Origin of the sequence: Streptomyces sp. NPDC059852, from assembly GCF_042731455.1 — a bacterium.
Lineage (GTDB): Bacteria > Actinomycetota > Actinomycetes > Streptomycetales > Streptomycetaceae > Streptomyces.
In genome coordinates this window covers 104,359-131,151 of sequence record NZ_JBHWJK010000014.1, presented here as the reverse complement: position 1 = coordinate 131,151, position 26,793 = coordinate 104,359, and the positions used below count along the sequence as shown (strand labels likewise).

At 71.4% G+C, this 26,793-nt stretch carries 18 protein-coding genes; 9 read left to right on the top strand and 9 right to left on the bottom strand.

Annotated elements, in window-relative coordinates; translation table 11 throughout:
* Positions 1–149 precede the first annotated feature (149 nt).
* Positions 150–1,697, top strand: coding sequence for a DUF1996 domain-containing protein (locus ACFV46_RS19750; RefSeq protein ID WP_361931968.1), 1,548 nt, complete (start codon positions 150–152; stop codon positions 1,695–1,697).
* A 68-nt stretch (positions 1,698–1,765) separates the two neighbouring features.
* Here the strand turns inward: ACFV46_RS19750 and ACFV46_RS19745 are convergent, their stop codons facing one another.
* Positions 1,766–2,197, bottom strand: a complete 432-nt coding sequence (locus ACFV46_RS19745) for a hypothetical protein (RefSeq protein WP_385499011.1) — start codon at positions 2,195–2,197, stop codon at positions 1,766–1,768.
* A gap of 131 nt (positions 2,198–2,328) precedes the next feature.
* On the opposite strand from ACFV46_RS19745, the gene ACFV46_RS19740 reads away from it, so the two are divergent.
* The 3 genes from ACFV46_RS19740 (at position 2,329) to ACFV46_RS19730 (ending at position 5,630) form a co-directional block, all read left to right on the top strand.
* Positions 2,329–2,838 (top strand): tetratricopeptide repeat protein, encoded by a 510-nt coding sequence (locus ACFV46_RS19740; RefSeq protein ID WP_361931974.1) that lies wholly within the window; start codon positions 2,329–2,331, stop codon positions 2,836–2,838.
* Between the two features lie 83 nt (positions 2,839–2,921).
* Complete coding sequence (locus ACFV46_RS19735; protein WP_376728883.1) at positions 2,922–4,850, top strand: hypothetical protein; 1,929 nt, start codon at positions 2,922–2,924, stop codon at positions 4,848–4,850.
* A 90-nt stretch (positions 4,851–4,940) separates the two neighbouring features.
* Positions 4,941–5,630, top strand: a complete 690-nt coding sequence (locus ACFV46_RS19730; RefSeq protein ID WP_361931979.1) for a TetR/AcrR family transcriptional regulator — start codon at positions 4,941–4,943, stop codon at positions 5,628–5,630.
* A gap of 6 nt (positions 5,631–5,636) precedes the next feature.
* Here ACFV46_RS19730 and ACFV46_RS19725 read toward each other — a convergent pair whose 3' ends face one another.
* The 7 genes from ACFV46_RS19725 to ACFV46_RS19695 all read right to left on the bottom strand — a co-directional run bounded on the left by ACFV46_RS19725 (position 5,637) and on the right by ACFV46_RS19695 (position 18,292).
* Positions 5,637–5,993 carry a 5-carboxymethyl-2-hydroxymuconate Delta-isomerase gene (locus ACFV46_RS19725; protein WP_361931982.1) on the bottom strand — a complete coding sequence of 119 codons (357 nt, stop codon included), beginning with the start codon at positions 5,991–5,993 and terminating at the stop codon, positions 5,637–5,639.
* Between the two features lie 94 nt (positions 5,994–6,087).
* Positions 6,088–11,493, bottom strand: a complete 5,406-nt coding sequence (pulA, locus tag ACFV46_RS19720; RefSeq protein WP_385499009.1) for a pullulanase-type alpha-1,6-glucosidase — start codon at positions 11,491–11,493, stop codon at positions 6,088–6,090.
* 114 nt (positions 11,494–11,607) lie between these two features.
* On the bottom strand, positions 11,608–12,993 hold the full coding sequence (locus ACFV46_RS19715; RefSeq protein ID WP_361931988.1) for an alpha-amylase family protein: 1,386 nt from the start codon (positions 12,991–12,993) through the stop codon (positions 11,608–11,610).
* 137 nt (positions 12,994–13,130) lie between these two features.
* Positions 13,131–14,813 carry a glycoside hydrolase family 13 protein gene (locus tag ACFV46_RS19710; protein ID WP_361931991.1) on the bottom strand — a complete coding sequence of 561 codons (1,683 nt, stop codon included), beginning with the start codon at positions 14,811–14,813 and terminating at the stop codon, positions 13,131–13,133.
* A 164-nt stretch (positions 14,814–14,977) separates the two neighbouring features.
* Positions 14,978–15,889 (bottom strand): sugar ABC transporter permease, encoded by a 912-nt coding sequence (locus tag ACFV46_RS19705; protein WP_361931993.1) that lies wholly within the window; start codon positions 15,887–15,889, stop codon positions 14,978–14,980.
* A 14-nt stretch (positions 15,890–15,903) separates the two neighbouring features.
* Positions 15,904–16,908, bottom strand: a complete 1,005-nt coding sequence (locus ACFV46_RS19700) for a sugar ABC transporter permease (protein WP_361931996.1) — start codon at positions 16,906–16,908, stop codon at positions 15,904–15,906.
* A 112-nt stretch (positions 16,909–17,020) separates the two neighbouring features.
* A complete protein-coding gene (locus tag ACFV46_RS19695; RefSeq protein WP_385499007.1) occupies positions 17,021–18,292 on the bottom strand; it encodes an extracellular solute-binding protein in 1,272 nt (423 codons plus the stop codon).
* A gap of 381 nt (positions 18,293–18,673) precedes the next feature.
* Between ACFV46_RS19695 and ACFV46_RS19690 the strand changes: the two genes are divergently transcribed.
* The gene (locus tag ACFV46_RS19690) at positions 18,674–19,708 is read left to right on the top strand and encodes a LacI family DNA-binding transcriptional regulator (protein WP_361932002.1); all 1,035 of its coding nucleotides are present in this window, start codon (positions 18,674–18,676) and stop codon (positions 19,706–19,708) included.
* Between the two features lie 117 nt (positions 19,709–19,825).
* The gene (locus tag ACFV46_RS19685) at positions 19,826–20,758 is read left to right on the top strand and encodes a phosphatase PAP2 family protein (protein WP_361932006.1); all 933 of its coding nucleotides are present in this window, start codon (positions 19,826–19,828) and stop codon (positions 20,756–20,758) included.
* Between the two features lie 8 nt (positions 20,759–20,766).
* Here ACFV46_RS19685 and ACFV46_RS19680 read toward each other — a convergent pair whose 3' ends face one another.
* A complete protein-coding gene (locus ACFV46_RS19680) occupies positions 20,767–23,766 on the bottom strand; it encodes a bifunctional [glutamine synthetase] adenylyltransferase/[glutamine synthetase]-adenylyl-L-tyrosine phosphorylase (RefSeq protein ID WP_385499005.1) in 3,000 nt (999 codons plus the stop codon).
* Between the two features lie 248 nt (positions 23,767–24,014).
* Here ACFV46_RS19680 and ACFV46_RS19675 point away from each other — a divergent pair, with 248 nt between their 5' ends.
* From ACFV46_RS19675 to ACFV46_RS19665, 3 genes are all read left to right on the top strand, one after another.
* The gene (locus ACFV46_RS19675) at positions 24,015–24,464 is read left to right on the top strand and encodes a VOC family protein (protein WP_361932010.1); all 450 of its coding nucleotides are present in this window, start codon (positions 24,015–24,017) and stop codon (positions 24,462–24,464) included.
* A gap of 165 nt (positions 24,465–24,629) precedes the next feature.
* Positions 24,630–25,322, top strand: coding sequence for a response regulator transcription factor (locus ACFV46_RS19670; RefSeq protein WP_385499004.1), 693 nt, complete (start codon positions 24,630–24,632; stop codon positions 25,320–25,322).
* Positions 25,319–26,770: an ATP-binding protein gene (locus ACFV46_RS19665; RefSeq protein ID WP_385499003.1), complete on the top strand. Its 1,452-nt coding sequence runs from the start codon at positions 25,319–25,321 to the stop codon at positions 26,768–26,770. The genes ACFV46_RS19670 and ACFV46_RS19665 overlap by 4 nt, the downstream gene beginning before the upstream one ends.
* Positions 26,771–26,793: the final 23 nt, after the last annotated feature.

Here is a 26,793-nt window from a genome sequence, read left to right as displayed (position 1 = left end):
GGGGCCGTTGAGCACACGCCGTACCCATGAATCTCTCAGTAATTCCCGGGACGGCTGAACACCCGTGGGGCGCCCTCCGTATGAGAGGGCGCCGCTTCACTCCTGTCGGGCGCCTCGATGCCCCCGAAAAAGGAAGTCAGAGGAGTTCCATGGGACGCAACACAAGAAAACGCCGTACGCCACTGGCCACCAAGGCCATTGCCGCATCGGCGGCCCTAGCGCTCGGTGGGGGCGGGCTTGTCTGGGCCAATTTCTACGCATCGGCGCACGAGGACGGCAACTCCGGGAACCGGACGAAGTCCGCGTCCGCGCGCGTCGCGACGATCAACTGCCCGGACGTCGGCCAGCGGCTGACCAAGGTGCCGAGAAGCGCGCGCAGGACCGTCGCCAAGGAGCTGGCGCTGCTCGACCGGCAGATCACGGCGGCCTACACCCGGCTCGCGCAGACGCGGCAGGCGCAGGCGGGTGACCCGAACTACGTCGGCAACGCCATCCTCAGCCCGCTGAAGTCCAAGCGTGTCGCCACCCTGGACCGCATCCGCATCAGCATCAACCGCGGTGGCGGCAAGGCTCCGCGCGATCTGAGCCGGTGGGCGCAGTGCCAGGGCGTCCCGGCCGAGCAGCCGACCGGCGGCGGGCAGCAGGACGGCGGCGGTCAGAACGACGGTGGCCAGCAGGACGGCGGCCAGAACGACGGCGGGCAGCAGGGCGGCGGACAGCAGGACGGCGGCCAGAACAACGGCGGGCAGCAGAACAACGGCGGGCAGGCCGGCAACGGCCCCGTGGCGGACGACTTCATCAAGATCGAGGACGTCCAGCCGAACTCCCGCAACCTGCCCAACGGTCTCCCGGCGAACGGTGACAGCGGCTCGACCGGCAGCTTCACCACCCGGTGCGGCACCAACGAGAACGCGAACCGCAACTCGGACAACGTGATCGTGGCGCCCGGCGTCAGCAACGGCGCCCAGCACCAGCACGACTACGTCGGCAACCAGAGCAACAACGCCTTCGCCAGCGACCAGGACCTGGCCGACGCGGACACCACCTGCCAGAACCAGGGCGACAAGTCGTCCTACTTCTGGCCGGTCATCCGGATCCAGGACGGGTCGCAGGACATCGACGCCGGCCAGCCCGGCGGCGGTAAGGACGGCAACGTCGGCAAGATCGTCGCACCCGACGAGGCCCAGCTGAAGTTCGTGGGCAACCGGACGACGGACGTCGTCGCGATGCCGAAGGCGCTGCGCATCATCACCGGTGACGCCAAGTCCTTCGTCAACGGCCTGAACAACGCCAACACGGCGTGGAGCTGCACCGGCTTCGAGGACCGCCAGGTGACGGACAAGTACCCGATCTGCCCGGACGGCAGCAGCGTGGTGCGCACGTCCAACTTCCAGAGCTGCTGGGACGGACAGAACATCGACAGCGCCAACCACCGCACGCACGTCGCCTTCGTGCAGGCGGACGGCACCTGCGCCAACGGGTTCAAGGCCATCCCCCAGCTCCAGGTCCGCCTGGTGTACGACATCCAGGCCCCGCAGATCCAGAACGGGCAGGTGCAGAACGCCTTCGCGATCGACTCCTTCCCGGACCAGCTGCACAAGCCGATCACCGACCACAACGACTTCATCAACTTCTTCGACGAGAACCTGATGAACCAGGTGGTCCAGTGCATCAACAGCGGCCAGGACTGCGACTAGTCCCCGGCCCATGGGAAAGGCCGGCGGCGGGAATTCCCGCCGCCGGCCTTTTCCGTGTCCGGTGAGGATCAGCCGTGATGGCCGCCCTTGTTGTGGCTGCCGCCGGGATTCATGTGCGCGGAGCCCTCTTCCATCGTTCCGCCGAGTTTGCCCTGGAGGTCCGTGACCGTCTTCTCCTGGCCGACGGCGACCCATTTGCGGCCGACGAGGTAGTAGCCGCCGTAGTCCTTCGCGCCGCTCAGCCACTCGGCCTGACCACGGTCCGTGGCGAAGGTGGCGAGGATGTACTTGTCCTTGCCGGCCTTGCAGATCGCCTGCCGGATCTCGTCGGCGTCGGTCTGCATGTTCGGGTCGCACTTCGCCTTGGCGGCCAGCTGCTCCAGACTGCCGGTCGCCGTCTTCGGCGCCTTCGCCTCGTCGTCGCCGCCGGCGCCGCACCCGGCCAGCGCGACCACCGCCACCGCGCCGCTCAGCGCGAGCATCGGTCGGGTCAGTCTCATCTCGTCCTCCGGTCCATGCCGCACGGAGCCCGGCCGGGCCCTCGTCTCCCATACGGCTGCGGTGTGCGATGCGCTCAAACGATGCACGCAAACGGGAGGCTCTCACGGAACGGGTGTGCGAGGGTGATCCGATGGACCAGGACTGGGAGAACCGCGTCACCGCGGCATGGGCGAGCTTCGACGACTATCCCGAGGAGCGGGCGGCCGAGTTCCGCGCCCTCATCGACGGGCTGGTGGCCGAACTGCCGGAGGACAGCCCGCTCGGCCCCTTCGAGCAGGCGTGCGCCTGGGACTCGACGGGACACTCGGACCGTGCCGTGCCGCTGTACCGGGAGGCGCTGGCGCGCGGGCTGAGCGGATACAAGGGGCGGCGGGCCAAGATCCAGATGTCGAGCTCGCTGCGGAACGTGGGGCGGGCGGAGGAGGGCGTCGCGCTGTTGACGCCGGAGCTGGACGGGCCGTCCGACGAGCTGGACGACGCGGTGCGCGCGACGCTGGCGCTGTGCCTGTCGAGCCTCGGCCGGGACCGGGAGGGGCTGGCGCTGGTGCTGGGCGCGCTCGCCCCCCATCTGCCGCGCTACCAGCGGTCGATGGCGAACTACGCGCGTGCGCTCACGGAGCCGCAGCCACAGGAGGCCTGACCGGGGCCGTCCGGGGCGCCCCCGGTGGGCCGGGGGCGCCCCGGTCACGGTGACCAACCGCCGATTCGCTCGTTCTGCTGAACGTGCAGTCACAGGATGTCGCCTCGCGCCCCGCAGCCAGCTCGTCCGGCCCGGTCGTGGACGTCGAGCGGGCCGAGGCCGCGCTCGTCGAGCACTACCCGCGCCTGGTCCGCCTCGCCTACCTGGTGCTGCCACCGGGCCTCGGGCGCAACCGGCGCGTCCTGACCGCGCACTCCCTCACCCAGCGGGCGCTGCCCCGCGGCCGCTCGGCGCCGACGCCCGCGATCCCGGCCCAGCCGAGCGGCCGGGACGGCGACCCCGGATACGCGTTCCTGCGCGCGCGGCTGCTGCGGGCGGCGCTGGAGGCGGGCCGTCCGCTGAAGCGGGCCGCCTGGCCCCGCCGCTCCCAGCTGCCGCCCCTGCTGCCCCAGGTCTGGGGCCTGCGGCTGTTCCCCCGGTCGGGCGGCGCCGATGAACTGGCCCTGGACCAGCAGCTGTCCGCGCTGTCGGGACCGGCCCGCGCGGCCTATGTGCTGCGCGGCCTGGAGAAGCTGCCGGACGGCGCCGTACGGGCCGTCCTGGAGGCGGCCGGGGTCGAGGACCCGGACGACGCGCTCGACGAGGCCGACGGCGTGGAGGCGCGCTACGCGCTGCTGGAGTCCCCCGAGTTCGATCCCTGCTCGCTGCAGGCCCGGCCGACCGATCTGATGCGGCGCCGCCAGCATCTGCGGGCCGTGCTCGCCGCGGGGGCCGCGCTGCTGGTGTGCGGGGCGCTGCTCGGCCTGCCGGGCGAGGGCTGGGCCCCCGACGGTCCGGCCGCTCCCCCGTACGCGCGCAACCCGTCGGCGGAGGCGGCCCTCGACCCCGCCCAGCTGACGAAGGTGCCGGTGGCGGCCTGGGAGTCGTCCGCGCGCACCGACTTCTCGGTGTGGCCCGCGCGCGGCGACCTCACGGGCGATTCGGCGCTGCTGCGCCGCGCCCTCGCGACGTGGGCCCGCCCCGGTGAGACGGTCGCGGTGTCGGCGACCCCGGGCACCCCGGCGGGCGGCCCGCCCGGGGCGCCGCAGCTGCTGTACGCGGGCACCGTCGACTCGGTGCGCGTGGTGCTGCTGTACGACGGCCTGCGCGTGGCGCGTTACGCCGAGCCGACGGACGGCACGGCGGGCGCCGCCCTGGACTTCTCCCGGGTGGACGGCGCGACCCGGGCGGAGGCGAGCGCGGTGGTGCTGAGCCGCGCCGACGGCAACGTCCGCTATCTGCTGGCCCCGTGGGTGCGGAAGGCGGCCGAGCGGGATCTGGTGAAGCCGGGCGCCGGGGCGATGGACCTCACGGTGACCGGCGGGGTCACCTCGCCGATGGCGAGCCCGGCGGCCCGGCAGGGTGGCGGTTCCTGCACCTCGTGGAACGTGCTGCAGGTGACGGACGGCACGGGCACCCGGCTGCTGACCGACCTGGCCGAGCTGGTCCCGGCGCGGCTCACCGCCGGGCGTCCCGGGCAGGCGGGGGACGTCACCGGGGCGCGGGCCCTGCGGGCGTGGGCGCCGAACGCGTGCTGGCTGGGCGCCCTGGGCTCGGCGGGCGTGCGGTCGGTGAACGCCTGGCCGTACGCGCACCAGCCGTTGCCGGACGGCAGCGGCACCGGGGACTGGGTGTGCACACGGGCCGAGACCTGGCGGGGCGGCGGCGAGCGGGTGCTGGCGCAGTTCCGTACGCCGGGCACCGCGCAGGCGGCGGTGGTGGCGAAGGCGCAGAACGTGGCGGCGTGCGGGGCGCGGGATCCGCATGTGCTGGCCGGGGTGCTGTGGAAGGCCCAGTCGGGCGGCTGGTACCTGCTGGCGGCCGGTGACCGGGACACGGAGGCCGTCCGGGCGTCGGGCGGGGTGCGCGGCTCGTCCGCGGGGCGTCTGCTGGCGGTTCCGGCGCGGCAGGGTGCGCGGGCGGAGCTGAAGGGGACGCTGGAGGACGGGCGGACGATCGGCGGTCTCAAGTGACGGGCGGAGCGGGCGGTTCGGCGCCCTGAGGTGAACACCCGTGGTCGGTCCGGTCCGTTCAGGGCCGGATTCGATCGGTAAGGTGTTCGTATGACTACCGGGGTACGTCGAAGAATGGGAGTCGACGAGCGGCGGCAGCAGTTGATCGGCGTCGCCCTCGAACTGTTCAGCCGGCGCTCGCCCGACGAGGTCTCCATCGACGAGATAGCGTCGGCGGCCGGCATCTCCCGGCCGCTGGTCTACCACTACTTCCCCGGCAAACTCAGCCTGTACGAGGCCGCGTTGAAGCGCGCGGCGGAGGATCTGGCGAGCCGGTTCGTGGAGCCCCCGGAGGGGCCGCTGGGGGCCCGGCTGCTGCGGGTGATGCGCCGCTTCTTCGACTTCGTCGACGAGCACGGGCCGGGTTTCTCAGCTCTGATGCGGGGCGGTCCGGCGGTCGGCTCGACGGCGACGAACGCGCTCATCGACTCGGTGCGGCAGGCCGCGTATGTCCAGATCCTGTCGCACCTGGGGGTGACGGACCCGCCCGCGCGGCTGGAGCTGGTGGTCCGCTCATGGATCTCGCTCGCCGAGTCCACGGCCCTGATCTGGCTGGACGGCCGGCGCATCCCGCGCCGTGAGCTGGAGGTCCAGCTGGTGCACGACTTCGCCGCGCTGGCCGCGGTGAGCGCCGCCCACGACGCGGAGATGGGCGCGCTGCTGCGCGCCGTGCTGGCGGACGAGCCGACCGAGGGTCCTTTCAGCGACCTGGTCGGCCGGCTGGTCGCGCTGGCGTCGTAGCCGCGGTCAGCTCTCGTCCTTGCGGTACGACGGGTCGAGGTCGCGGACCTCGGCGGAGGCGTGCAGGGCGAGGCCCCCGGCGGGCTTCACATGGGTGCGCAGCAGGTCGAGCACGGCCTCGGTGAGCCGGGCCTTGGTCTCCTCGGTGCGGCCCGCGAGCAGGCCCAGGCTGACGTGCACGACGGCGTGCCCGGCGGTGTCGTCGCCGACCGTGGTGTCCTCGGTGCGGCGGAACTGCGTCTTGCAGGCGGGCGGCTTGGCGGCCGCGATCTCGACCACGGCGGTGTGCAGGGCCCGCGCGAACGCGGGGCGGTCGAAGTCGTCGGCCAGTTCCTGCGAGTAGTCGACGGTGATCTGCGGCATGGGCGCTCCTGTTCCGGGTCGGCGGCCCCCACCCTAACCTCGGCGTGCGAAGGGGCGGCCCGGTGACCGGACCGCCCCTTCGTTCAGCCGCGTGTCACCTGGTGCGGGTGAACACGGCGACCGTGCGGGCCGGGACGTCGAACGTGCCGGAGCCCGCCGTGTAGGACGCGGTCCTGACGACCGGGTCGCCGCCCTCGGCCTGGACGGGGTGGAGCCGGTAGCCGGTGCCCGCGAGCGGGGCGACCTTCTGCTGCTGCCGCTCGGGCGTGGCGTTGAAGACGACGACGAGGTCGCCGAGGCGCATGGTGATCACGCCGGGCGTCTCGTCCTTGCCGGAGAGCGGGAAGGACAGCTTCGCCTGCACCTGGGCGGCGGTGCCGAGGGAGAAGGCGCTCTCCGTCGACCGGATCCGCAGCAGGTCGCGGTAGGCCGCCGAGGCGCCCTCGATCTGCGGGCAGCCGACCTCGACGCTGCCCAGCAGCGGCTTGGCGTACGGCCACTTCGAGGCGTTGTCGGCGGCGGGCGGCAGGCCCTTGCCGAAGCCGTTGCCGTCGGCGCAGTCCCAGTGGATGGCGTTGAACCAGTCGCCGCTGTCGTAGGAGTTGCGGTCCAGCGACTTCGAGCGCAGCAGGTCGGTGCCGGCCTGGGAGAGCGCCGGGCCCTGCGACAGGGTGGCGGTGGCCATGGCGAGGACCTGCATGCGGGCGCGGTCGGCCGCGCTCGTCCCGGCGGGCAGCTTGTACGTCAGCGCGTCGAACAGCGACTCGTTGTCGTGGGCGTCCGCGTAGGCGAGGGCGTCGCCGGGGGCGGCCGCGTAGCCGGCGGGGGCGCCGTTGTAGTCGACCTCGGAGCCCTTGACCTCCTTGCCGCCGGTGTCGGTGAAGCGGTAGCCGGCGAGGTTGCCGGACAGGCCGACCTTGATCAGGTCCTGGTAGTGCAGCAGACGGGCCTTCTGCTCGGCCTCGGTGCCGTTGTGCTCCGACGTGTTGGGGTCGGTGTAGAGCCCGGACGCGAAGCCCTGGACGCCGGGGTCCTCGTCGAAGGGGCCGCCGCCGCGCACGGCATCGCGGGCGCGGTCGGAGAAGGTGGCGATGCCGGTGCCGGCCATGTTCTTCTGCGTGGCCTGGACGAAGCGGGCGTCGTCGGCGACCTCGCCGAAGTTCCAGCCCTCGCCGTACAGGATGATCTTCTTGCCGTCGACGCCGTCCTTGGCGAGGGTCAGGGCGTCGAGGGCCTTGCGGACGGCGAGGATGTTCTCCTTCGGGTGGTGGCCCATGAGGTCGAAGCGGAAGCCGTCGACCTTGTACTCCTTGGCCCAGGTGACGATCGAGTCCACGACGAGCTTGCCCATCATGGCGTTCTCGGTGGCCGTGTTGGCGCAGCAGGTGCTGTTGGCGACCGAGCCGTCGGCGAGGAGCCGCTGGTAGTAGCCGGGCACGATCCGGTCCAGGACGCTGGTGTCCGCCTGGCCGGCGGCCGCCGTGTGGTTGTAGACGACGTCCATGACGACGCGCAGGCCGTCCTCGTTGAGGGCCTTGACCATCCGGCGGAACTCGACGGTCCGGGTGGTGCCGTCGGGGTCGGAGGAGTAGGAGCCCTCCGGGACCGTGTAGTGGTACGGGTCGTAGCCCCAGTTGTAGGCGTCCTTCGCGGCGGCCTTCGCCACGCACTCCTGCTGCTTGTCGGAGTCGGCCGCGAACGAGGCCAGGTCGCAGTCGGGGCTCGCCTGGTCCTCCCGGCGCTCGGGGATGGTGGCGATGTCGAAGACGGGCAGCAGGTGGACGTACGACGTGCCCGCCTCGGCCAGCTTCCTCAGGTGCCGGGAGCCGTCGCTGAGCTTGTCGCCGAACGCCCGGTAGGTGCCGCGGTCCTCGGCGGGGACGGTCGTGTCGGCGACCGAGAAGTCCCGGACGTGCAGCTCCTGGATCTGGGCGTCCTTCAGCGGCACCGCCTTGGGCTTGGTGTAGGTGGCCCAGCCGCGCGGTGCCAGCGAGCGGTCGCCGAGGTCGACGAGGAGGCTGCGCTGGGAGTCGGTGGTGAGCGCGACCGAGTAGGGGTCGGTGACCTTGTTGGTGACGACCTTGCGGACGCTGGGCGCCCAGACCTTCACGACGTACCGGTAGGGCTTGTTCTTCCAGGACGCGGGTCCGGTGACGGACCAGACGCCGGTGCCGTCGGCGCGGTGCATGGCGACGGTGGAGCCGCCGATCTCCAGCTTCACCGACTGGGCGGTGGGCGCCCACACGGACAGCGTCGGGCGGCCCTTGGCGAAGACCGGGCCGAGGTGGGCCTTGGCCGCGGCGCCGTAGAGGTCGTCGAGGACACCGGCGAGCTGCACGCCGGTCGCGGCGAGCACGGCGCCGTTGGCGGCGCGCTGGGAGGCGACGACCTGGCCGCGCAGGGACTCGCGGACGCGGTCGCGGTCGCGCGGGTCGACGGACCAGGCGGTGTGGTCCTTCAGGTGCGGGAACCTCGCCTTCTGGGCGTCGGTGAGCGACGTCTTCCTGAGGCGCAGCCACTGGGCGTCGCCGGTCAGCGCGCCGTCCTTCGCCTCGATGCCGCCGTCGCGGCTGTAGAGCAGCTGGGTGGAGGCGGCGGCCTCGGAGCCGTTCCAGGCGACGGTGTTCCGGTCGATCCAGACGGCCTTCGAGGTGGTCAGGTCGACCGCGGCGGCCGAGCCGGCGGGCTGCGGGAGCAGGTACTTCTCCTGGCCGCTCACCAGCCACACCTCGTGGCCGTTCGCCGTGAGGTCGAGCGACTGGTCGGTGGGCAGGTCCTTCTCGTCGCCCTTGTGGAGGATGTAGCTGAGGCTGGTGGCACCGTCGGTGAGCGGTACCTCGAAGACCGCACCATAGGTGTCGGTCTTGACCGGCTTCAGGGGGTTCGACCACTCGGTGGGGTTCGCGGCACCGGTCCAGGTGTGCAGGCCCCAGCCGTCGTAGTTCCCGTCGGCGCGGTGGTAGTGCAGGACGGCCTTGCTCTTGTCCGGGGCCGGGTAGTCGTCCGCGGGCCGCTCGGTGCGGACCGTGTCCTTGCCCTGCTCGATCCAGATCTCGCCGGTCCTGGTGACGTCGATGGTGCGGTCGGCGGAGACGTCCTTGGTGCCGTCCTTGTCGACGACCAGGAAGCCGACGCTGGAGGCGCCAGGCTTCAGCTTGACGTAGGCGAAGGCGCCGTAGGCGTCCCGGCCGGTGAAGGGGTGGCCGGCGGGCCATTCGGTGGCCTCGCCGTCGGCGAGGTCGCCCCAGGCGTACAGGCCCCAGTCGGCGTAGTCGCCGTCGGTGCGCTTGTAGTGGACGATCGCGTAGTCGCGGGAGGCGGCGGTGGGGGTCTCCGGGGCCGGCGGAGTTCCGGTCGTGGAGGACGCGGTGGCCGCGGCGGTACGGCCGGCGGAGTCGACGACGACGGCCTTGTAGCGCAGGGCCGTGCCGGGCGCCACGTCCGCGCCGATGACCTGGCGGACCTTGTAGGGGGCGTGGTCGGCGGAGCCGAGGACGCGCCACTTGCCGTTGCCGGTCTGCGCGGCGAAGACGACGCGGTTGAGCCGTCCGCCGTCGACGTCGGCGGAGATCTCCACGGTGCCGGTGGCGCCCGCGGCGGGGGCCTTCAGGGTGAGGGACGGCTTGGCGGCGGGCTGCGCGGGACGCCCGGGAGCCTTCAGGACGATCGCCGCGCCGGCCGGGACGGTGACGGTGACCTTCTTGTCGGCGCCGGAGCGCGCGGAGTCCTTCGTGCCGTACAGGGCGCTGTACGTGGTGTTCGCCGAGCCGGCGGCGAAGGTCGCCGTGCGGGCCTCGTCCGCGTTGTTGAACGCGACGATGTACTCGGTGCCCTTGCGGGCGTCGGTGCGGGAGAAGGCGTAGACGCCGGCGCCGTCGGCGGCGTACCGCTCGGTCTGGACTCCGTCGGCGAGGGCCGGGTTCGCCTTGCGCAGCTCGGCGAGGGCGCTGATGTGCCGGTACAGCGGGGCCTCGGTGTCGTAGGCGTCGTCGGCGTGGGTGCGGTCGGTGCCGATCTGGTCGTCGTCGAGGTAGTCGGCGGTCTTCGAGGCGAACAGGGTCTGGCGGGCGTCCTTGTCGCCGCCGGCGCCGGTGAAGCCCTGCTCGTCGCCGTAGTAGACGACCGGGTTGCCGCGACTGAGGAACATCAGCTCGTTGGCGAGCCGGTCCTTCTTCAGCAGCTCGGCGTCGGTGGCCTTCGGGTTGTCCTGCTTGAGGAAGGTCCCGATGCGGCCCATGTCGTGGTTGCCGAGGAAGGTGACCTGTTCGTAGGCGTTGGCCTTGTCGGTCGTGTACTTGTAGTCGTCGCCGAAGACGGACGCGAGCTTCCGCGCGCTGCCGCCCTGGGAGGCGTACTGGCGTGCCGCCTCCTGGAAGGGGAAGTCCAGTGTGGCGTCGAGGCGGCCCTGGGTGACGTAGGGCGCGGTGATGTCCGTGTCGGAGGTGTAGACCTCACCGAACATGAAGAAGTCGTCGCGGCCCCGCTCGGCCGCGTAGGTGTCCAGGGCGGTCGCCCACTGGGTCCAGAAGTCCATGTCGACGTGCTTGACCGTGTCGATGCGGAATCCGTCGATGTCGAAGTCGCGCACCCAGCGCCGGTAGATCTTCTCCATGCCGCTGACGACCTCGGGACGCTCGGTCCACAGGTCGTCCAGGCCGGAGAAGTCACCCTGCTCGGAGCTCTCCCCGGCGAAGGTGGAGTCGCCCCGGTTGTGGTACATCGTCGGGTCGTTGAGCCACGACGGGACCTTCTTCGTCGGACCGGTGACGGGAGTGCGCGGGAACGAGTCGGCGTCCACGGCGGGGAAGCGCCGGGTGCCGTCCGCGTAGTCGGCGTCGTCGAACGGCCGCCCGTCCTTCGTCAGGTAGGGGAAGGCGCCCTTGGAGAGGTACTCGTAGGACTTCTCCTCGTAGTCCACGACGTCGGCGGTGTGGTTGGTGATGACGTCGAAGAAGACCTTCATGCCCTTGGCGTGCGCCTTGGAGATGAGGGTCTCGAGGTCCTTGTTGGTGCCGAAGTGCGGGTCGACCTGGGTGAAGTCGGTGATCCAGTACCCGTGGTAGCCGGCGGAGGCGTCCTTGCCGGTCCCCTGCACGGGCCGGTTCTTGAAGATGGGCGCCATCCAGATGGCGGTGGTGCCCAGGCCCTTGATGTAGTCCAGGCGCTTGGTCAGACCCTTGAGGTCGCCGCCCTGGTAGAAGCCCTTGTCGGTGGGGTCGTACCCGGTGGACAGGCGGGAGCCGGTCAGGCCGCCCTTGTCGTTGCCGGTGTCCCCGTTGGCGAAACGGTCCGGCAGGACGAAGTAGAACTGCTCGCGGGTCGCGTCGTGCCGGGCGGGCTCGGCGGCGAGCTTCGCGTCGGACGGCGGCGCCGGCGAAGTCGCCGCCTGCGCGGCGAGGGGCTGGACGAGCGCTGCGGCCAGCGCGGTCACGGTGACCGCAGCGACCCGTCCGGCATGGGTGGTTCGGCGCCTCGACGGCGACGGCCATCTCGGTATCACAGAGGGGCTCCTTGCGATTGCGGCTCTTCGGGTCCGACCCCGCGCGACCGTATCGCCGTCGCAACGCTTACAGCAAGAGGCGTGAAACCACCGGTAAAAACTTTCAGTTGCCGCTCAGCAGCCCGACTTGCCGGCGTATACGGCCAGGGCCGTGTTCGCGCCGAGGGTCGCGGTGAGCTGACCGGAGGAGTTCACCGACACGGTGGTGTTGTTCTGCACGTTGCAGTACGTGCCGGCGGGCAGCGACGTCTGGTACGTGCGGCTGAGCGAGCCGGACTCGTGGTTGATGGCCACGAAGCCCTTGTCGCCCCGGCCGAACGCGATGGCGTCGCCGCCGTTGTCCCACCAGTTGGTGACGGCCTGGCCGCGCGTGGCGTTGCGGAAGGCGACCATGGACCTGATCTCCGGCCAGTTGTGCTGGCACTTCCATCCGTTCTGCCAACAGGCGGTCACCGAACCGCCGTTGGGCGGACCGGCGTCGACGTCGGAGAACTCGTAGCCGGAGTTGACGTCGGGCGCGCCGTACGGCCAGGCCAGCATGAAGACGTTGGCCAGGGTGTAGGTGGCGTTGTCCTTGTAGCTGAGGGTGGAGCCGTTGCGCTCGGTGTCGTGGTTGTCGACGAAGACACCGGCGCTGGAGCTGCTCAGATAGCCCCAGCCCTCGCCGTAGTTCTTGAGGTAGGCGAGGTTCTCGTTGTTGAAGACCCGCTTGAGGTCGTAGGCGTAGCGGAACTCCTGGACGTCGCCGTTGCGGGTGTACTCGGTGGGCTGGACGGCCTCGCCGGAGCCGTAGATGACCTCCTGCTTCCAGTAGGCGTTCGGGTTGGTCAGGCGGGACTTGATGTTCGCCAGGTCGGCGGTGTCGATGTGCTTGGCCGCGTCGACGCGGAAGCCGTCGACGCCGAGCGTGAGCAGGTCGTTCATGTACCCGGCGACGGCCTTGCGGACGTAGTCCTCGCCGGTGTCCAGGTCGGCGAGGCCGACGAGTTCGCAGTGCTGGACGTTCCAGCGGTCCTGGTAGTTGCTCACCTGGGCGGTGCAGTCGTCGAAGTCGTACGACGAGTACAGGCCGGGGTAGCCGTACTTCGTGTACGACGAGCCGCCGGTGCCGGTGCCGCTGCCGGCCGCCATGTGGTTGACGACCGTGTCGACGACGACCTTCACACCGGCCGCGTGGCAGGTGTTCACCATGTTCTGGAAGGCCGCGCGGTCGCCGAGCCGGCCGGCGATCTTGTAGCTGACGGGCTGGTACGACGTCCACCACTGGGAGCCCTGTATGTGCTCGGCGGGCGGGGAGACCTGCACGTAGCCGTAACCGGCCGGGCCGAGGGTGGTGGTGCACTCCTTGGCGACGGAGGCGAACTTCCACTCGAAGAGGACGGCGGTGACGTCCTTGGTGCCGGGCGGAGAGGCCGCCGCCTCGGTCGGGTGCATGACAAGGGACGTGGCGGTGAGGGCCGACGCGAGGGCGGCCGCCCAGGGAAGGGTTCTGCGCTGCATGTGGGGTTTTCCTTCACCGTTGAAGGTTCTTGCTGAAAACTTTCAACTACCTTGCGGTGACGGAGATGTTAAAGGCCCGCCGCCTGAAAAGGCAGCGGGCCGTCCGAAGTTGGATGAAAATTCTTGCAGAACGGCCGTCAGGAGGCCGTCGTCCACCACACCGTGGTGTCGCCCGGCAGCTTCGCCTCGCCATCCGTCTCGGTGATCTCACCGCTGGCGAGCAGCAGCCGCCCGTACGCCGGGATCGTCACCGACTCGGTGCCGGTGTTCGCCACGCAGACGAACTCCCCGCGCCGGAAGGCGAGGACGCCCTCGGGGGCCCGCAGCCACTCCACGGCGTCCCCGGCGCCGAGGTCGGGGTGGGCACGGCGGGCGGCCAGCGCCGCGCGGTACAGCTCCAGGGTGGAGTCCGGGTCGCCGGTCTGCGCCTCGACGCTCAGCTCGCCCCAGCCCTGCGGCTGCGGCAGCCAGCTGCCGCCCGCGCCGAAGCCGTACGACGATCCGGTGCGCGTCCACGGGATCGGCACCCGGCAGCCGTCGCGGAAGCCGTCCTGGCCCTCGCCGCGGAAGTACGCCGGGTCCTGGCGCACCTCGTCCGGCAGGTCCACGACGTCCGGCAGGCCCAGCTCCTCGCCCTGGTACACGTACGCCGAGCCGGGCAGGGCCAGCATCAGCAGGGTGGCGGCGCGGGCGCGGCGCAGGCCGAGGGCGCGGTCGCCGGCGGTGCGGATCTGGGTGCCGAGGCCGGCCGGGTTGGCGAAGCGGGTGGCGTGCCGGGTGACGTCGTGGTTGGACAGCACCCAGGTGGCGGGGGCGCCGACGGGGCGCATGGCCTCCAGGGTGCGGTCGACGACCTCGCGCAGCTCGGCGGCGTCCCAGGCGGTGGCCAGGTACTGGAAGTTGAACGCCTGGTGCAGCTCGTCCGGGCGGACGTAGTTGGCGGTGCGCTCGACGGTCGGGGTCCACGCCTCGGCGACGAAGATGCGCTCGCCGCTGTACTCGTCGAGGATGCGCCGCCACTGCCGGTAGATGTCGTGGACACCGTCCTGGTCGAAGAACGGGGTGACATCGTTGCCCAGCAGACGCATCTCGTCGTGGGAGCCCAGGTCGGGCAGGCCCTCGGCCTTGACCATGCCGTGGGCGACGTCGATACGGAAGCCGTCCACGCCCATGTCCAGCCAGAACCGCAGGATGGAGCGGAACTCGTCACCGACCGCCGGGTGCTCCCAGTTGAAGTCGGGCTGCTCGGGCGCGAACAGGTGCAGGTACCACTCGCCCAGGGTGCCGTCCGGCTCGGTGACCCGGGTCCAGGCGGGGCCGCCGAAGATGGACTCCCAGTCGTTCGGCGGGAGTTCGCCGTTCGCGCCCTTGCCGGGGCGGAAGTGGTAGCGGTCGCGCAGCGGCGAGCCGGGGCCCTCGGCGAGGGCGCGCTTGAACCACTCGTGCTGGTCCGAGGAGTGGTTGGGGACCAGGTCGACGATGACGCGCAGGCCCAGTTCGCGGGCGTCGCGGATCAGCGCGTCGGCGTCCAGCAGGTTGCCGAACATCGGGTCGACGGCCCGGTAGTCGGCGACGTCGTAGCCGGCGTCGGCCTGCGGGGAGGCGTAGAAGGGGCTCAGCCACACGGCGTCGACACCGAGGTCGCGCAGGTACGGCAGGCGGGAACGGATGCCTTCCAGGTCGCCCATGCCGTCGCCGTTGCTGTCGGCGAAGCTGCGCGGGTAGACCTGGTAGATCACCGCGTCGCGCCACCAGTCACGGCGCTTGGCGACGGTGGCGACGGCAGCGGTCTCGGCCGGGGCGGTGGGGTACTGGCTCATGGCTTCCTTGATGCGGTGGGGGTCTCCCGCCCGGACGGTGTCGCGGGCGGGAGAAGGAGTCGTCGGGTCTGCGTCGTGCGCGTGCGGGCGGCGGACGACGAGGCGGCCGCAGTGACAGCGGGGTCGGATGGACACGGCGGCCGCCTCGGGTTCTCGGGGCCGGCTCAGCCCTTGGTGCCGCCGGCGGTGAGGCCGGTGACCAGGTTCTTCTGCACGAGGTAGAAGAAGAGGGAGACCGGTATCGCGATCAGCACGGCCGTGGCCGCCATGAGGTTGCGCTGGGCGTCGTGCTCGCTGACGAAGCTCTGCAGGCCGACGGCGAGCGTGTACTTCTCGTCGTCGAGCAGGAAGGTGGTGGCGAAGGCCACCTCGCCGAAGGCGGTGATGAAGCTGTAGAAGGCGGCGACCGCCAGGCCCGGCTTGGCGAGCGGCAGGATCAGCCGCGCGAAGGTGCCGAACGGGGTGAGGCCGTCGACGCGTCCGGCCTCGTCGATCTCGAACGGGATGGTGTCGAAGTAGCCCTTGAGCAGCCAGGCGCAGTACGGCACCGCGGTCGAGCAGTAGACGAGGATCAGGCCGAGGTAGGTGTCGATGAGGCCCAGCTCCGAGAGGATCTGGTACATCGGCACGATCAGGACCGCGATCGGGAACATCTGGGTGACCAGCAGGACCCACATGAACTTGCGGTAGCCGGGGAAACGCATACGGGAGACCGCGTAGCCGGTGGTGGCGGCGATCAGGACGCCGATCACGGTGGTGCCCAGCGACACGATCAGCGAACTCTTCAGCCAGTCGAAGAAGTTCGTGTCCGACAGGACGAACGCGTAGTTGTCGAACGTCATCTTCGACCAGATGCGCCCGGGGTGCAGATAGTCGTCCTTGTCCGGGCCCAGTGACAGGTACACCAGCCACAGGACGGGGAACAGGGCGATCAGGCTCGCGGCGGTGAGCACGCCGTGGGAGGCGAGGGAGCCGGCGAGGCTCGTCTCACCGCGCCGCCGGGTGCGGCGGGGCTTGTTCTGCGGGCTCTCGGGTTCGGTCGCCGCGGCGGAGGTCTGGGCCGTGGTGGTACTCATGAAGAACTCCTGCCTCAGATCGCGAGCTGCTGCTCGTTGCGGTTCAGCCAGCGGCGGTAGAACGAGGTGAAGACGATCAGGATGCCCAGCAGCAGGATGCCGTAGGCGGCGGACTGGGCGAAGTCACGCGGTTGCTGTCCGAAGCCGAGGTAGTAGGCCCAGGTGACCAGGATCTGCGCGTCGGGGGCGGTGTTGCCGAAGAGCAGGAAGATCACGGCGAACTGGTTGAAGGTCCAGATGATGCCGAGCAGGACCACGGTGGAGCTGACCGTCCGCAGGCCGGGCAGGGTGACGTACCGGAAGCGCTGCCAGGCGCTGGCGCCGTCCATCTCCGCGGCCTCGTAGAGGGAGGCGTCGATGGACTGCAGGCCGCCGAGCAGGGAGACCATCATGAACGGCACACCGCACCAGGTGTTGACCATGATCGCCGCGAACCGCTGCCAGAAGGTGTCCTCCAGCCACAGCGGGGTCGGCAGGTGCAGGCTGTCCAGCGCGGAGTTGATGATGCCGCCGTCCGCGAGCATGAACCGCCAGCCGAACACGGTGACGAAGGTCGGCACGGCCCACGGCAGGACCAGGACGAGGCGGTAGAGGGTGCGGCCGCGCAGCTTCTGGTTGAGCAGCAGGGCGAGGCCGAGGCCGATCGAGTAGTGCAGGACCACACAGGCGGCCGTCCACACGATCGTCCAGATGAAGTGCGACCAGAAGCGGTCGTAGGAGGTGTCGCCCCAGAGGATGTCGGCGTAGTTGTCGAAGCCGATGAACTTGTACGTCGCCTCGATCTCGTTGACGCCGATCGTGCGCGCGGTGTTGAGGCTGTTGGCGTCGGTCAGCGTGAGGTACAGACCGTAGGCCAGCGGATACAGCACGAGGATGCCGAGCACGACGATCACCGGGGCGATCATCGCGTACGCGTACCAGTGCTTCTGGTAGCTGTGCTTCAGGCGCTGCCCGAGCCCTGGCCGGGGCGCACGGTCACCGCGGCGCTTGCCGGTCGCGCGGTCGATGGCGACTGTCATGGTTCGACACCTTCTGGGAGTTCAAGAAGTCCGAGGGGGACGGCCGGTGGGACGGCCGGGCGGCCGCCGGATCGCCCCGCCCCAACAGGGCGGTCCGGCGGCCACGCGGTGCTCACTTGCTGAAGTCGGGCACCAGCTTGGCGATGGCCGTCTCGGCGGTGCTCAGGCCCTTGTCCAGGGACTCCTTGCCACCCGCGATCTTGGGCAGCTCGGTGTCGAGCGGGCCCCACAGGGAGCTGTACTCCGGCAGCGCCGGGCGCGGCTGGGCGGCGGCGAGGACGCCCTGGTAGCCGGCGATGCCCGGGTCGGCCTTGACCTTGTCGGTGTACGCGTCGTCACGGGTGGGCAGCGTGCTGTTCTTCAGCGCGATGGCCTCCTGGGACTTCGCCGACGTCATGAAGTTCACGAACTTCAGCGCGGCCTTCTGGTGGGCCTCGTCGGAGCCGGCGTAGACGGACAGGTTGTGGCCGCCGGTCGGGGCGCCCGCCTTGCCGCTGGAGCCGGCCGGGACGGTGGCGATGCCGAGGTTGGCCTTGTCCTTGAACGCGGTGCCCTTGTAGAAGTTCGTGATCTCCCAGGGGCCCTGGACGATCGCGGCGACCTTGCCGTTGACGAACGCGTCCTGGATGTGGGCGTACGCGTCGGCGGTCGTGTCGGCCTTGTGCAGGCCCTTGCCGTCGAACAGGTCCAGCCAGGTGCCGTACGCCTTCTTCGCCTCCGCCGAGTTGACGGTGATCTTCTTGGCGCCGGCGTCGACGGTGTCGGTGCCCTCGCCGTAGAGGAAGGACTGGGCGTAGTAGGCCTGGGTGGAGCCCCAGTAGCCGTCGACGCCGGTCTTGCCCTTGATCGTGGCGGCGGCCTTCTTGAGGTCGTCCCAGGTCTTGGGGGCCTCGCTGATGCCGGCCTTCTCGAAGAGCTGCTTGTTGTAGACGAGCGCGAGCGTGTCCGTGACGAGCGGGACGCCGTACGTCTTGCCCTCGTACTTGGCCTGCTCCAGCAGGTTGGACTTGAACTTGTCCTGCTCGGCGAGGGCGTCCGTGCCGTCCAGCGGCAGGAAGAAGCCCTTCTTGGCGAAGGCCGGGGTCCAGCCGACCTCGGAGCGCAGGACGTCGGGGGCACCCTTGGAACCGGCGGCGGTGTCGAACTTGTTCTGCGCCTGGTCGAAGGGGACGTTGACGTACTTGACCTTGATGTCCTTGTTGGCGGCCTCGAACTCCTTGACCAAGGCCTTGTACGTCGGCGCCTCGTTGGTCGCGTTGGAGGTGTCCCACCAGGTGATGGTGACCGGACCGCTCGAGTCGCTGCCGCTGTCGTCCCCGCCGCAGGCCGTCGCCGCGAGGGCGAGGGACGCCACCAGCGCGGTGGCCGCTATGCCACGCCGCATGAGTTCTCCTTGAGGGTGAAAGCCCGTGTGATGCGGGGGCGGCCCCGTCTGCCTGCCCCTGCTGTCGTGCCGACTGCGCCTTTGCGGCCGCCGGGCGACGTGAACGTAACAGCGATGCAATCCTTGCGAAAGACCTTGCAGCAAAAAAGTGCAAGGGAACACGGAAGTTATCCCGGCGTGACCGTCCGGCGACCACTGTGAGACGCTTCCTTACTGGGGTGGAGCGGCACGCGGTCCACTTGTGCAAGACTCTGCAAGCTCTTGCCATGACTTCCACGAGGGAGCGCGATGACGCAGCAGCCCCGCACGGGCCGGCCAACGGGTCGCCCTCGGCGTCCGATTGGTGTGCAAGGCGGCATACGACAGGTACAGTCCAGTGCCGTGACCACACGGCTTGCCGACATCGCTGCTCAGGCGGGGGTGAGCGAAGCGACCGTCAGCCGCGTCCTCAACGGGAAGCCGGGCGTCGCCGCCACCACCCGCCAGTCCGTGCTGGCCGCACTCGACGTGCTCGGCTACGAGCGTCCGGTGCGGCTGCGTCAGCGCAGCGAGGGCCTGGTCGGCCTGATCACACCCGAGCTGGAGAACCCGATATTCCCGGCGCTCGCCCAGGTCATCGGCCAGGCGCTGACCCGGCAGGGCTACACGCCCGTGCTGGCCACCCAGACGCCCGGCGGGTCCACGGAGGACGAGCTCACCGAGATGCTCGTGGACCGGGGGGTCGCGGGCATCATCTACGTCTCCGGTCTGCACGCGGACACCACCGCGGACATGCAGCGCTACGAGCGGCTGCGCGCCCAGGGCGTCCCCTTCGTCCTCGTCGACGGCTTCTCCCCCAAGGTCCAGGCGCCCTTCATCTCCCCCGACGACCGGGCGGCGATGTCCCTGGCGGTGACCCACCTCGTCTCCCTCGGGCACACCCGGATCGGTCTGGCCCTCGGCCCGAAGCGGTTCGTGCCGGTGCAGCGCAAGATCGAGGGGTTCGTGCGGACCGTGCAGGACCAGCTGAACCTGGCCCCGGACGTCGTCGAGCGGGACCTGGTGCAGCACTCGCTGTACACGCTGGAGGGCGGGCAGGCCGCCGCCACCGCCCTCATCGCCCGTGACTGCACGGCCGTCGTCTGCGCCAGCGACATGATGGCGCTGGGCGCGATACGGGCGGCCCGTCAGCAGGGGCTGGAGGTCCCCACCGACATCTCGGTGGTCGGCTTCGACGACTCCCCGCTGATCGCCTTCACCGACCCGCCCCTCACCACCGTGCGCAAGCCGGTCCCGGCCATGGGCCAGGCCGCCGTGCGCACCCTGCTCGAGGAGATCGGCGGAACCCCGGCCCCGCACAGCGAGTTCGTCTTCATGCCGGAGCTGGTCGTCCGCGGCTCGACGGCCTCCGCACCCGGCGACCGGGCCCGCCCCTAGGGGGCACCGGGACCTGCGGCGTACTCCCCCGGGAGGAGGAAAGCGGCAGAACGTGCGTCACGGACCCGACCGGAGGATGATCGGTCGAAGAAGTCTTTTCTGGCAGACTCTGTGCCTATGGGTGACGCTACCGTGACGACACGCGAAGGCCCTGAAGAAGCCGTCCCGCACCTCGTCGCGGAGAGGACGGGACCGGGACTCCTACGACGTCTGCGCACCCCGCGACGACCACGTCTGTGGTTCGAGATCCTGCTGATCGCGGTGAGTTACTGGACGTACTCCCTGATCCGCAACGCCGTCCCGGAGCAGCGCGCGCAAGCCCTGAGCAACGCCGACTGGCTGTGGCGGCTCGAGCACGCTCTCGGCATCGCCGTCGAGGAGTCCGTGAACCACGCGGTGAACGGCGTGACTTGGCTGATCGTCGGAATGAACTACTACTACGCCACGCTGCACTTCGTGGTGACACTCGCGGTGCTGGTCTGGCTGTTCCGCCGGCACCCCGGCCGTTACGCGGCGACCCGCCTGGTCCTCTTCGTCACCACCGGTGTGGCCCTGGTCGGTTACTACCTGTATCCGCTCGCTCCCCCGCGGCTGATGACGAACACCGGGTTCATCGACACGGTCCTGGCTCACGACACCTGGGGTTCGATGGCCTCCGGCGACCTGAAGAACATGTCGAACCAGTACGCCGCGATGCCGTCCATGCACATCGGCTGGTCGGTGTGGAGCGGCCTGACGATCTTCATCCTGGCAAGGACCCCCTGGGTCCGCGTCCTCGGCCTGCTCTATCCGGTGGCGACCCTCGTCGTGATCGTCGCGACGGCCAACCACTTCTGGCTCGACGCGGTCGGCGGTCTGATCTGCCTGGCCTTCGGCTACGCGGTGGCCCGCCTCTGGTACGGGGCGCTGCCCTACCGGCTCCCCCAGGCGGTTCCCGAACGGCCGGGGGCCGCGAAACCGCCGTCGCCGGGCGCGGGCGTACGGCCGGCACCGGCGGCCGCCGAGGAGGAGAACCCGCCGGTCCCGGCCCGCGCTCCCTCAGGCCCCTAGCCGCCGGCTCACCCCCCGTAGAACAGCTCGTCCACCACGCCGCGTGCCCGCCGGGCGGTACGGCGGTAGTCGTCCAGCATGTCGCCGACGTGACCGGGCTCGTACCCCAGGTACCGGCCGACCGCCGCCAGCTCGCGCGGGTCCGAAGGGAAGGTGTCGCCGGCGCGTCCGCGCACCAGCATCACGGCGTTGCGCACACGGGTCGCCAGCACCCACGCCTCGTCCAGGATCCCGGCGTCCTCCTCGCCGATGAGCCCGGCCGCGCGGGCGGCGGACAGCGCCTGGCGGGTGCGGGTGGTGCGCAGTCCCGGCTCCTCGGCCGCGTGCCGCAGCTGGAGCAGCTGCACGGTCCACTCGACGTCCGAGAGTCCGCCGGGGCCGAGCTTGGTGTGCAGCTTCGGGTCGGCGCCGCGTGGCAGGCGCTCGGACTCCATGCGTGCCTTCAGCCGCCTGATCTCCCGTACGGCCTCCTCGTCGAGCCCTCGCGCGGGATAGCGCAGCGGGTCGATCAGCTCCACGAACCGTCCGGCCAGCTCCTCGTCGCCGGCGACCGGCTCGGCCCGCAGCAGCGCCTGCGACTCCCACCCCAGCGACCAGCGCCGGTAGTAGGCCGCGTACGACTTCAGGGTGCGCACCAGCGGCCCGGACTTGCCCTCGGGGCGCAGGTCGGCGTCGATCAGCAGCGGCGGGTCCGCGCTGGGGATCTGGAGCAGCCGCCGCATCTCCGCCACCACGCGGTTGGCCGCGGCGGCGGCCTCCTGGTCGTCGACGCCGTCGCGCGGCTCGTGCACGAAGAGGACGTCCGCGTCGCTGCCGTAGCCCAGCTCGTGCCCGCCGAAGCGGCCCATGCCGATGATCGCGAAGCGGGTGGGCAGGGTGTCGCCCCAGCCCTCGCGGACGACCGCGCGCAGGGTGCCGGCCAGCGTCGCCGCCGTGAGGTCGGAGACGGCGGCGCCGACCCGGTCCACGAGGGCGCCCTGGTCGGCCTCGGCCGGCTTGGTCTCGGTGCCGTAGGAGTCCACGATGTCGGCGGCGGCCGTACGGAACAGCTCGCGGCGCCGGACGCCACGGGCCGCCGTGACGGCCTGGACGGCGTTGTCGGCGCGGCGGACCGCGGCCAGGACCTCCTGCTCCAGATGGGCCCGCGAGCGTGGCTCCAGACCGGTGCCACCGTCGCCGTCGCCGAGCAGCGCGACGGCCTCCGGCGCCCGCATCAGCAGGTCGGGGGCGAGCCGGCCCGCCGACAGGACCCGGGCGAGGTTCTCGGCGGCGGCGCCCTCGTCGCGCAGCAGCCGCAGGTACCAGGGCGTCTTGCCGAGCGCGTCGGAGACCTTGCGGAAGTTCAGCAGCCCGGAGTCCGGATCGGCGGAGTCCGCGAACCAGCCCAGCAGGACGGGCAGCAGGGTGCGCTGGATCGCCGCCGCGCGGGTCACCCCGGAGGCCAGCGCCTCCAGGTGCCGCAGCGCCGACGCGGGGTCGGCGTAGCCGAGGGCGATGAGCCGTTCCCGGGCCGCGCCCGCGCTGAGCCGCGCCTCGCCCGGGGCGAGCTGGGCGACGGCGTCCAGCAGCGGCCGGTAGAACAGCTTCTCGTGCAGCCGCCGTACGACGCTGCTGTGCCGTTTCCACTCGCGGGTCAGCTCGGCGACCGGGTCCGCGCGCAGACCGAGGGAGCGGCCGATGCGGCGCAGGTCGGCGTCGTCCTCGGGGACCAGGTGGGTGCGGCGCAGCCGGTGCAGCTGGATGCGGTGCTCCATGGAGCGCAGGAAGCGGTAGGCGGCGTCGAGCTGGGCGGCGTCGGCCCGGCCGACGTAGCCGCCTGCGGCGAGGGCCTGGAGGGCGTCCAGGGTGGTGCCGCTGCGCAGGGCGGCGTCGTCGCGGCCGTGCACCAGCTGGAGCAGCTGCACGGCGAACTCGACGTCCCGCAGGCCGCCGGGGCCGAGCTTGAGCTGGCGGTCCACCTCGGACACCGGGATGTTCTCGACGACGCGGCGGCGCATCTTCTGCACGTCCGCGACGAAGTTGTCGCGCTCGGCGGCCTTCCATACGAGGGGCCGCAGCGCGGCGACGTACTCGGCGCCCAGCTCCAGGTCGCCCGCGACCGGGCGGGCCTTGAGCAGGGCCTGGAACTCCCAGGTCTTGGCCCAGCGCTGGTAGTAGGCGAGGTGGCTGCTGAGGGTGCGCACCAGGGGGCCGTTGCGGCCCTCGGGGCGCAGGTTGGCGTCGACGGGCCAGATGGAGCCCTCGACGGTGGTCTCGGAGCAGATCCGCATCATGTGCGAGGCGAGCCGGGTGGCGGCCTGCAGGGCCTTGCCCTCGTCGGCGCCGCCGGCGCTCTCGCCGACGAAGATGACGTCGACGTCGGAGACGTAGTTGAGCTCGTGGCCGCCGCACTTGCCCATCGCGATCACCGCGAGCCGGCACTGCTCGGCGTCCTGCGGGGCGTCGGCGGTGGCCAGGGCGAGGGCGGCGCGCAGGGTGGCGGTGGCGAGGTCGGCGAGCTCGGCGGCGGTCTGGGCGAGGTCGGTGGTGCCGCACACGTCGCGGGCGGCGATGGAGAGCAGGCAGCGCCGGTAGGCGACGCGCAGGGCGACGGGGTCGCCGGCCTCGGCGAGGGCCCGTTCGAACTCCTCCACCTCCGGGTGCAGGTCGCGGGGCTCGTAGGTGACCAGGACCTGCCAGTCGCCGGGGTGCCGGGCGAGGTGGTCGGCGAGGGCGGCGGAGGCACCGAGCACGCCGAGCAGCCGGTCGCGCAGCGGCTTGGCCGCTATCAGCGTGTCCAGCAGCTCGCGCCGGTCGGCGGGGGTGGGCTGGGCCTCGGTGAGCCGGACGAGGCCGTTCAGCGCGAGGTCGGGGTCGGCGGTGGCGCCCAGGGCCTCCAGGAGGACCGGGTCGTTCCTGAGGGGGGTGAGGTCGGGACTGTCCAGGAGGCGTTCGGCGGCGGACGGGTCGGTGAAACCGTGCCGCAGCAGCCGAGTGAACGTACTGCTCCTGCGTCCCGGCGCCGTCATGCTCGCCCTCCCGTCGATCAGGGGTGTACGCATCAGGGGTGCGCGTCCCGACCGAAGCCGTACCCGATCAAGGCCGCACGTGATCGAGCCTAGCCGCAGTCGCGGCCGTCGGCGCCGACGCGTCCCGCACGGTGGCCGGCGGGCGCGTGTGCCCGTTCCGGGCGTTTCGGTGGCGCCCCGTACCGATTTCGGCTTCGGTAAGGGTGAGCCGTTCAGGCAGACCCGCCGTCGACCCCGGAGGACCGCTGATGGACTTCACCCTCGAAGTGATCCCGCTGCCCGTGACCGACATCGACCGGGCCCGTGACTTCTACCGTGACAAGGTCGGCTTCCACGTCGACATCGACCAGGAGGTCATGCCGGGCATGCGCATCGTCCAGCTGACCCCGCCCGGTTCCGGCTGCTCGATCGCCCTGGGCGACAGCATCTGGGACCTGACCAAGGGCGAGACCGTCCCGGAGCCCGGCTCCTACCAGGGCCTCCAGCTCTGCGTGGCCGACATCAAGGCGGCGTACGCGGAGCTGCGCGAGCGGGGCCTGGAGGTGTCGGAGCCGGTGCAGTACTCCCCCGACGACGGCGCCACCTTCATGTACTTCAAGGACCCCGACGGCAACGGCTGGTCGATCCAGGAGTACCGCCGCCGCGCGACCCAGCCGCTGCACGCGGTGCTGTCGGAGCTGGCGGCCGAGTCCGAGTAGGACGCCGGGGTGGTGAGGGCCCGCCTCGGGCTTCCACCACCCGGCGGGAGAAGGTGTCGTCCCGGGTCGCGACCGGCCGTGCCAAATCCGGGGTTCTCAGGCTCGTCTCAGGTCGAGCGGCGACAATGAGCCGCAAAAACACCGACCGGAAGGGGGCGGGCCGGCGTGCGGATCATGATCGCGGATGATGAGGCGGCCATCCGTGAGTCGCTGGAGCGGGTGCTCCAGGTCGAGGGTTACGACACCCGCACCGTCGCCAACGGTCTCGCCGTGCTCGACGGGGTGGGCGGGGTCGACGGTGACACGCTGGATCTGCTGATCCTCGACGTGATGATGCCCCGCCTCGGCGGGTTGGAGACCTGCCGGCGGCTGCGGGCCGCGGGCCGGGACCTGCCGGTGCTGATGCTGACCGCCCGTGACCAGGTCTCCGACCGGGTCACGGGGCTGGACGCGGGCGCCGACGACTACCTGCCCAAGCCGTTCGCCACCGAGGAGCTGCTGGCCCGGGTGCGGGCCCTGCTGCGCCGGCGCACGCCGGCCGACGGGGAGTCGCAGATCCTGTCGTTCGCCGACGTCCGGCTCGACCCCGACAGGTTCGAGGCGTGGCGCGGCGGGCGGGCGCTGCGCCTGACCCGGACCGAGTTCTCCCTGCTGCAGGTGTTCCTGCGCAACGCGACCCGGGTCCTGACCCGCGACACGCTGTTCGAGGCGATCTGGGGCTTCGACATGAGCGCCACCGCCAACAACCTCCAGGTGTACGTGAGCTACCTGCGCCGGAAGATGGAGGCGGAGGGTGAGCCGCGACTGATCTACACGCTGCGCGGCCTGGGATACACGATGCGGGAGACCCCTCCGTGAGCGGGACCGCCGGCCGGGCACCGCGCCGAGCGACCCGATGGTGGCGCCGGCGGTCCCTGCGGGCCAGGCTGACGGTGATCTCGGCGACGGCCATCGCGGTCAGCGTGTTCCTGGCCTTCCAGGTGGCCAGCGAGCTGATGGACCGGGAGCTGCGGGACACCGTCGAGGATCAGCTGCGTGCCGACGCCCGCGTCCTGGCGACGGACGCGGAGCGCGCCGGTCCGGCGCGGCTCCGGCTGCCGCCGTACGCCGGTGGTGGTCGGCTGGTGCGGGTCGTCCTGCCCGACGGTTCGACCCGGACGCCGGCCGGCCAGCCCGCGCTGCCCCCGGTCGGCGAACCGGCCGGGCGCGTGGCCCGGGGCGCGTCCGCCGATCTGATGGAGTCGGACGACGGCGACGAGGACGGCTACCTCGTCTACACCCTGCGTGCGGGGGACGGCGCGGTCCAGGTGGCCCGCGCCGCCGACGACAGCCCGGTCAACCGGTTCGGGTTCGGCATGCTGCTGATCGGGCTGCTCTGCGTGGCCGGCGGCGCCCTGGTCGGGCGGGCCGTGGCGCGGACCGGGCTGGCACCGATCGACCGGCTGACCGCCGCCGCGGTACGTGTGGCGCGGACCCGGGATCTCGACGCCGGCATCCCGGACGAGGGCGGTGGGGAGATCCGGCGGCTGATCAACTCGATCAACGACATGCTCGCCGCGCTCCGGGATTCCCGGCAGGCCCAGCGGCTGCTCGCCGAGGACGCCGCCCACGAGCTCAAGACCCCGCTCACCAGCCTGCGCCTCAACGTCGAGCTGCTGATCCGGCTCGATCGGCGCGGCACCCTGGACAGCGCGCTGCCGGCGGAGAGCCGGACCCGGCTGCTCAACGATCTCGGCGCCCAGGTGGCCGAGTTGGGCACCCTCGCCGCCGAGCTGACCGATCTGGCCCGCGGTGACGTCGGCGACGAGAGCACCGAGGTGCTCGACCTCGCCGACGTGGTGGTGGCCGCGGTGGCCCGGGCGCGTTCCCGCGTGCCCGACATCGAGGTCGCGCTCGACGTGACCTCCGTGTGGGTGAGCGGGCGCCCCGCCGCGCTCGAGCGGGCGGTGCTCAACCTCGTCGACAACGCCGGCAAGTGGTCTCCCGTGGACCAGCCGATCCAGGTCCGGCTCCGTGCCGAGGGCGCGTCGGCGGTGCTCGAGGTCGACGACGCCGGGCCGGGCATCGACGCCGCCGACGTACCGCGGGTGTTCGACCGGTTCTACCGTGCCGACAGCGCCCGGGCGTTGCCGGGATCCGGTCTGGGGCTGTCGATCGTGCAGCGGGTCGTCGACGCCCACGCCGGCCGGGCCACCGTCGCCCGCTCCGCACGCGGTGGCGCGCTGCTCCGGGTCGACCTCCCGGCCACGGACCCGCCCGCCCCGACCGCGCGGCGCGCCGCCGGGGAGGACACCATGGTGCGCTGAACCGATCCGGGACGGGCCTGGGC

Excerpts from the sequence above, each read along its gene's own strand:
- ACFV46_RS19745 (WP_385499011.1), bottom strand. The coding sequence starts at position 2,197 with ATGAGACTGACCCGACCGATGCTCGCGCTGAGCGGCGCGGTGGCGGTG.
- ACFV46_RS19685 (WP_361932006.1), top strand. The coding sequence starts at position 19,826 with ATGGGTGACGCTACCGTGACGACACGCGAAGGCCCTGAAGAAGCCGTC.
- ACFV46_RS19750 (WP_361931968.1), top strand. The coding sequence starts at position 150 with ATGGGACGCAACACAAGAAAACGCCGTACGCCACTGGCCACCAAGGCC.
- ACFV46_RS19695 (WP_385499007.1), bottom strand. The coding sequence starts at position 18,292 with ATGCGGCGTGGCATAGCGGCCACCGCGCTGGTGGCGTCCCTCGCCCTC.
- ACFV46_RS19710 (WP_361931991.1), bottom strand. The coding sequence starts at position 14,813 with ATGAGCCAGTACCCCACCGCCCCGGCCGAGACCGCTGCCGTCGCCACC.
- ACFV46_RS19680 (WP_385499005.1), bottom strand. The coding sequence starts at position 23,766 with ATGACGGCGCCGGGACGCAGGAGCAGTACGTTCACTCGGCTGCTGCGG.
- ACFV46_RS19725 (WP_361931982.1), bottom strand. The coding sequence starts at position 5,993 with ATGCCGCAGATCACCGTCGACTACTCGCAGGAACTGGCCGACGACTTC.
- ACFV46_RS19675 (WP_361932010.1), top strand. The coding sequence starts at position 24,015 with ATGGACTTCACCCTCGAAGTGATCCCGCTGCCCGTGACCGACATCGAC.
- ACFV46_RS19730 (WP_361931979.1), top strand. The coding sequence starts at position 4,941 with ATGACTACCGGGGTACGTCGAAGAATGGGAGTCGACGAGCGGCGGCAG.
- ACFV46_RS19715 (WP_361931988.1), bottom strand. The coding sequence starts at position 12,993 with ATGCAGCGCAGAACCCTTCCCTGGGCGGCCGCCCTCGCGTCGGCCCTC.
- ACFV46_RS19700 (WP_361931996.1), bottom strand. The coding sequence starts at position 16,908 with ATGACAGTCGCCATCGACCGCGCGACCGGCAAGCGCCGCGGTGACCGT.
- ACFV46_RS19740 (WP_361931974.1), top strand. The coding sequence starts at position 2,329 with ATGGACCAGGACTGGGAGAACCGCGTCACCGCGGCATGGGCGAGCTTC.
- ACFV46_RS19705 (WP_361931993.1), bottom strand. The coding sequence starts at position 15,889 with ATGAGTACCACCACGGCCCAGACCTCCGCCGCGGCGACCGAACCCGAG.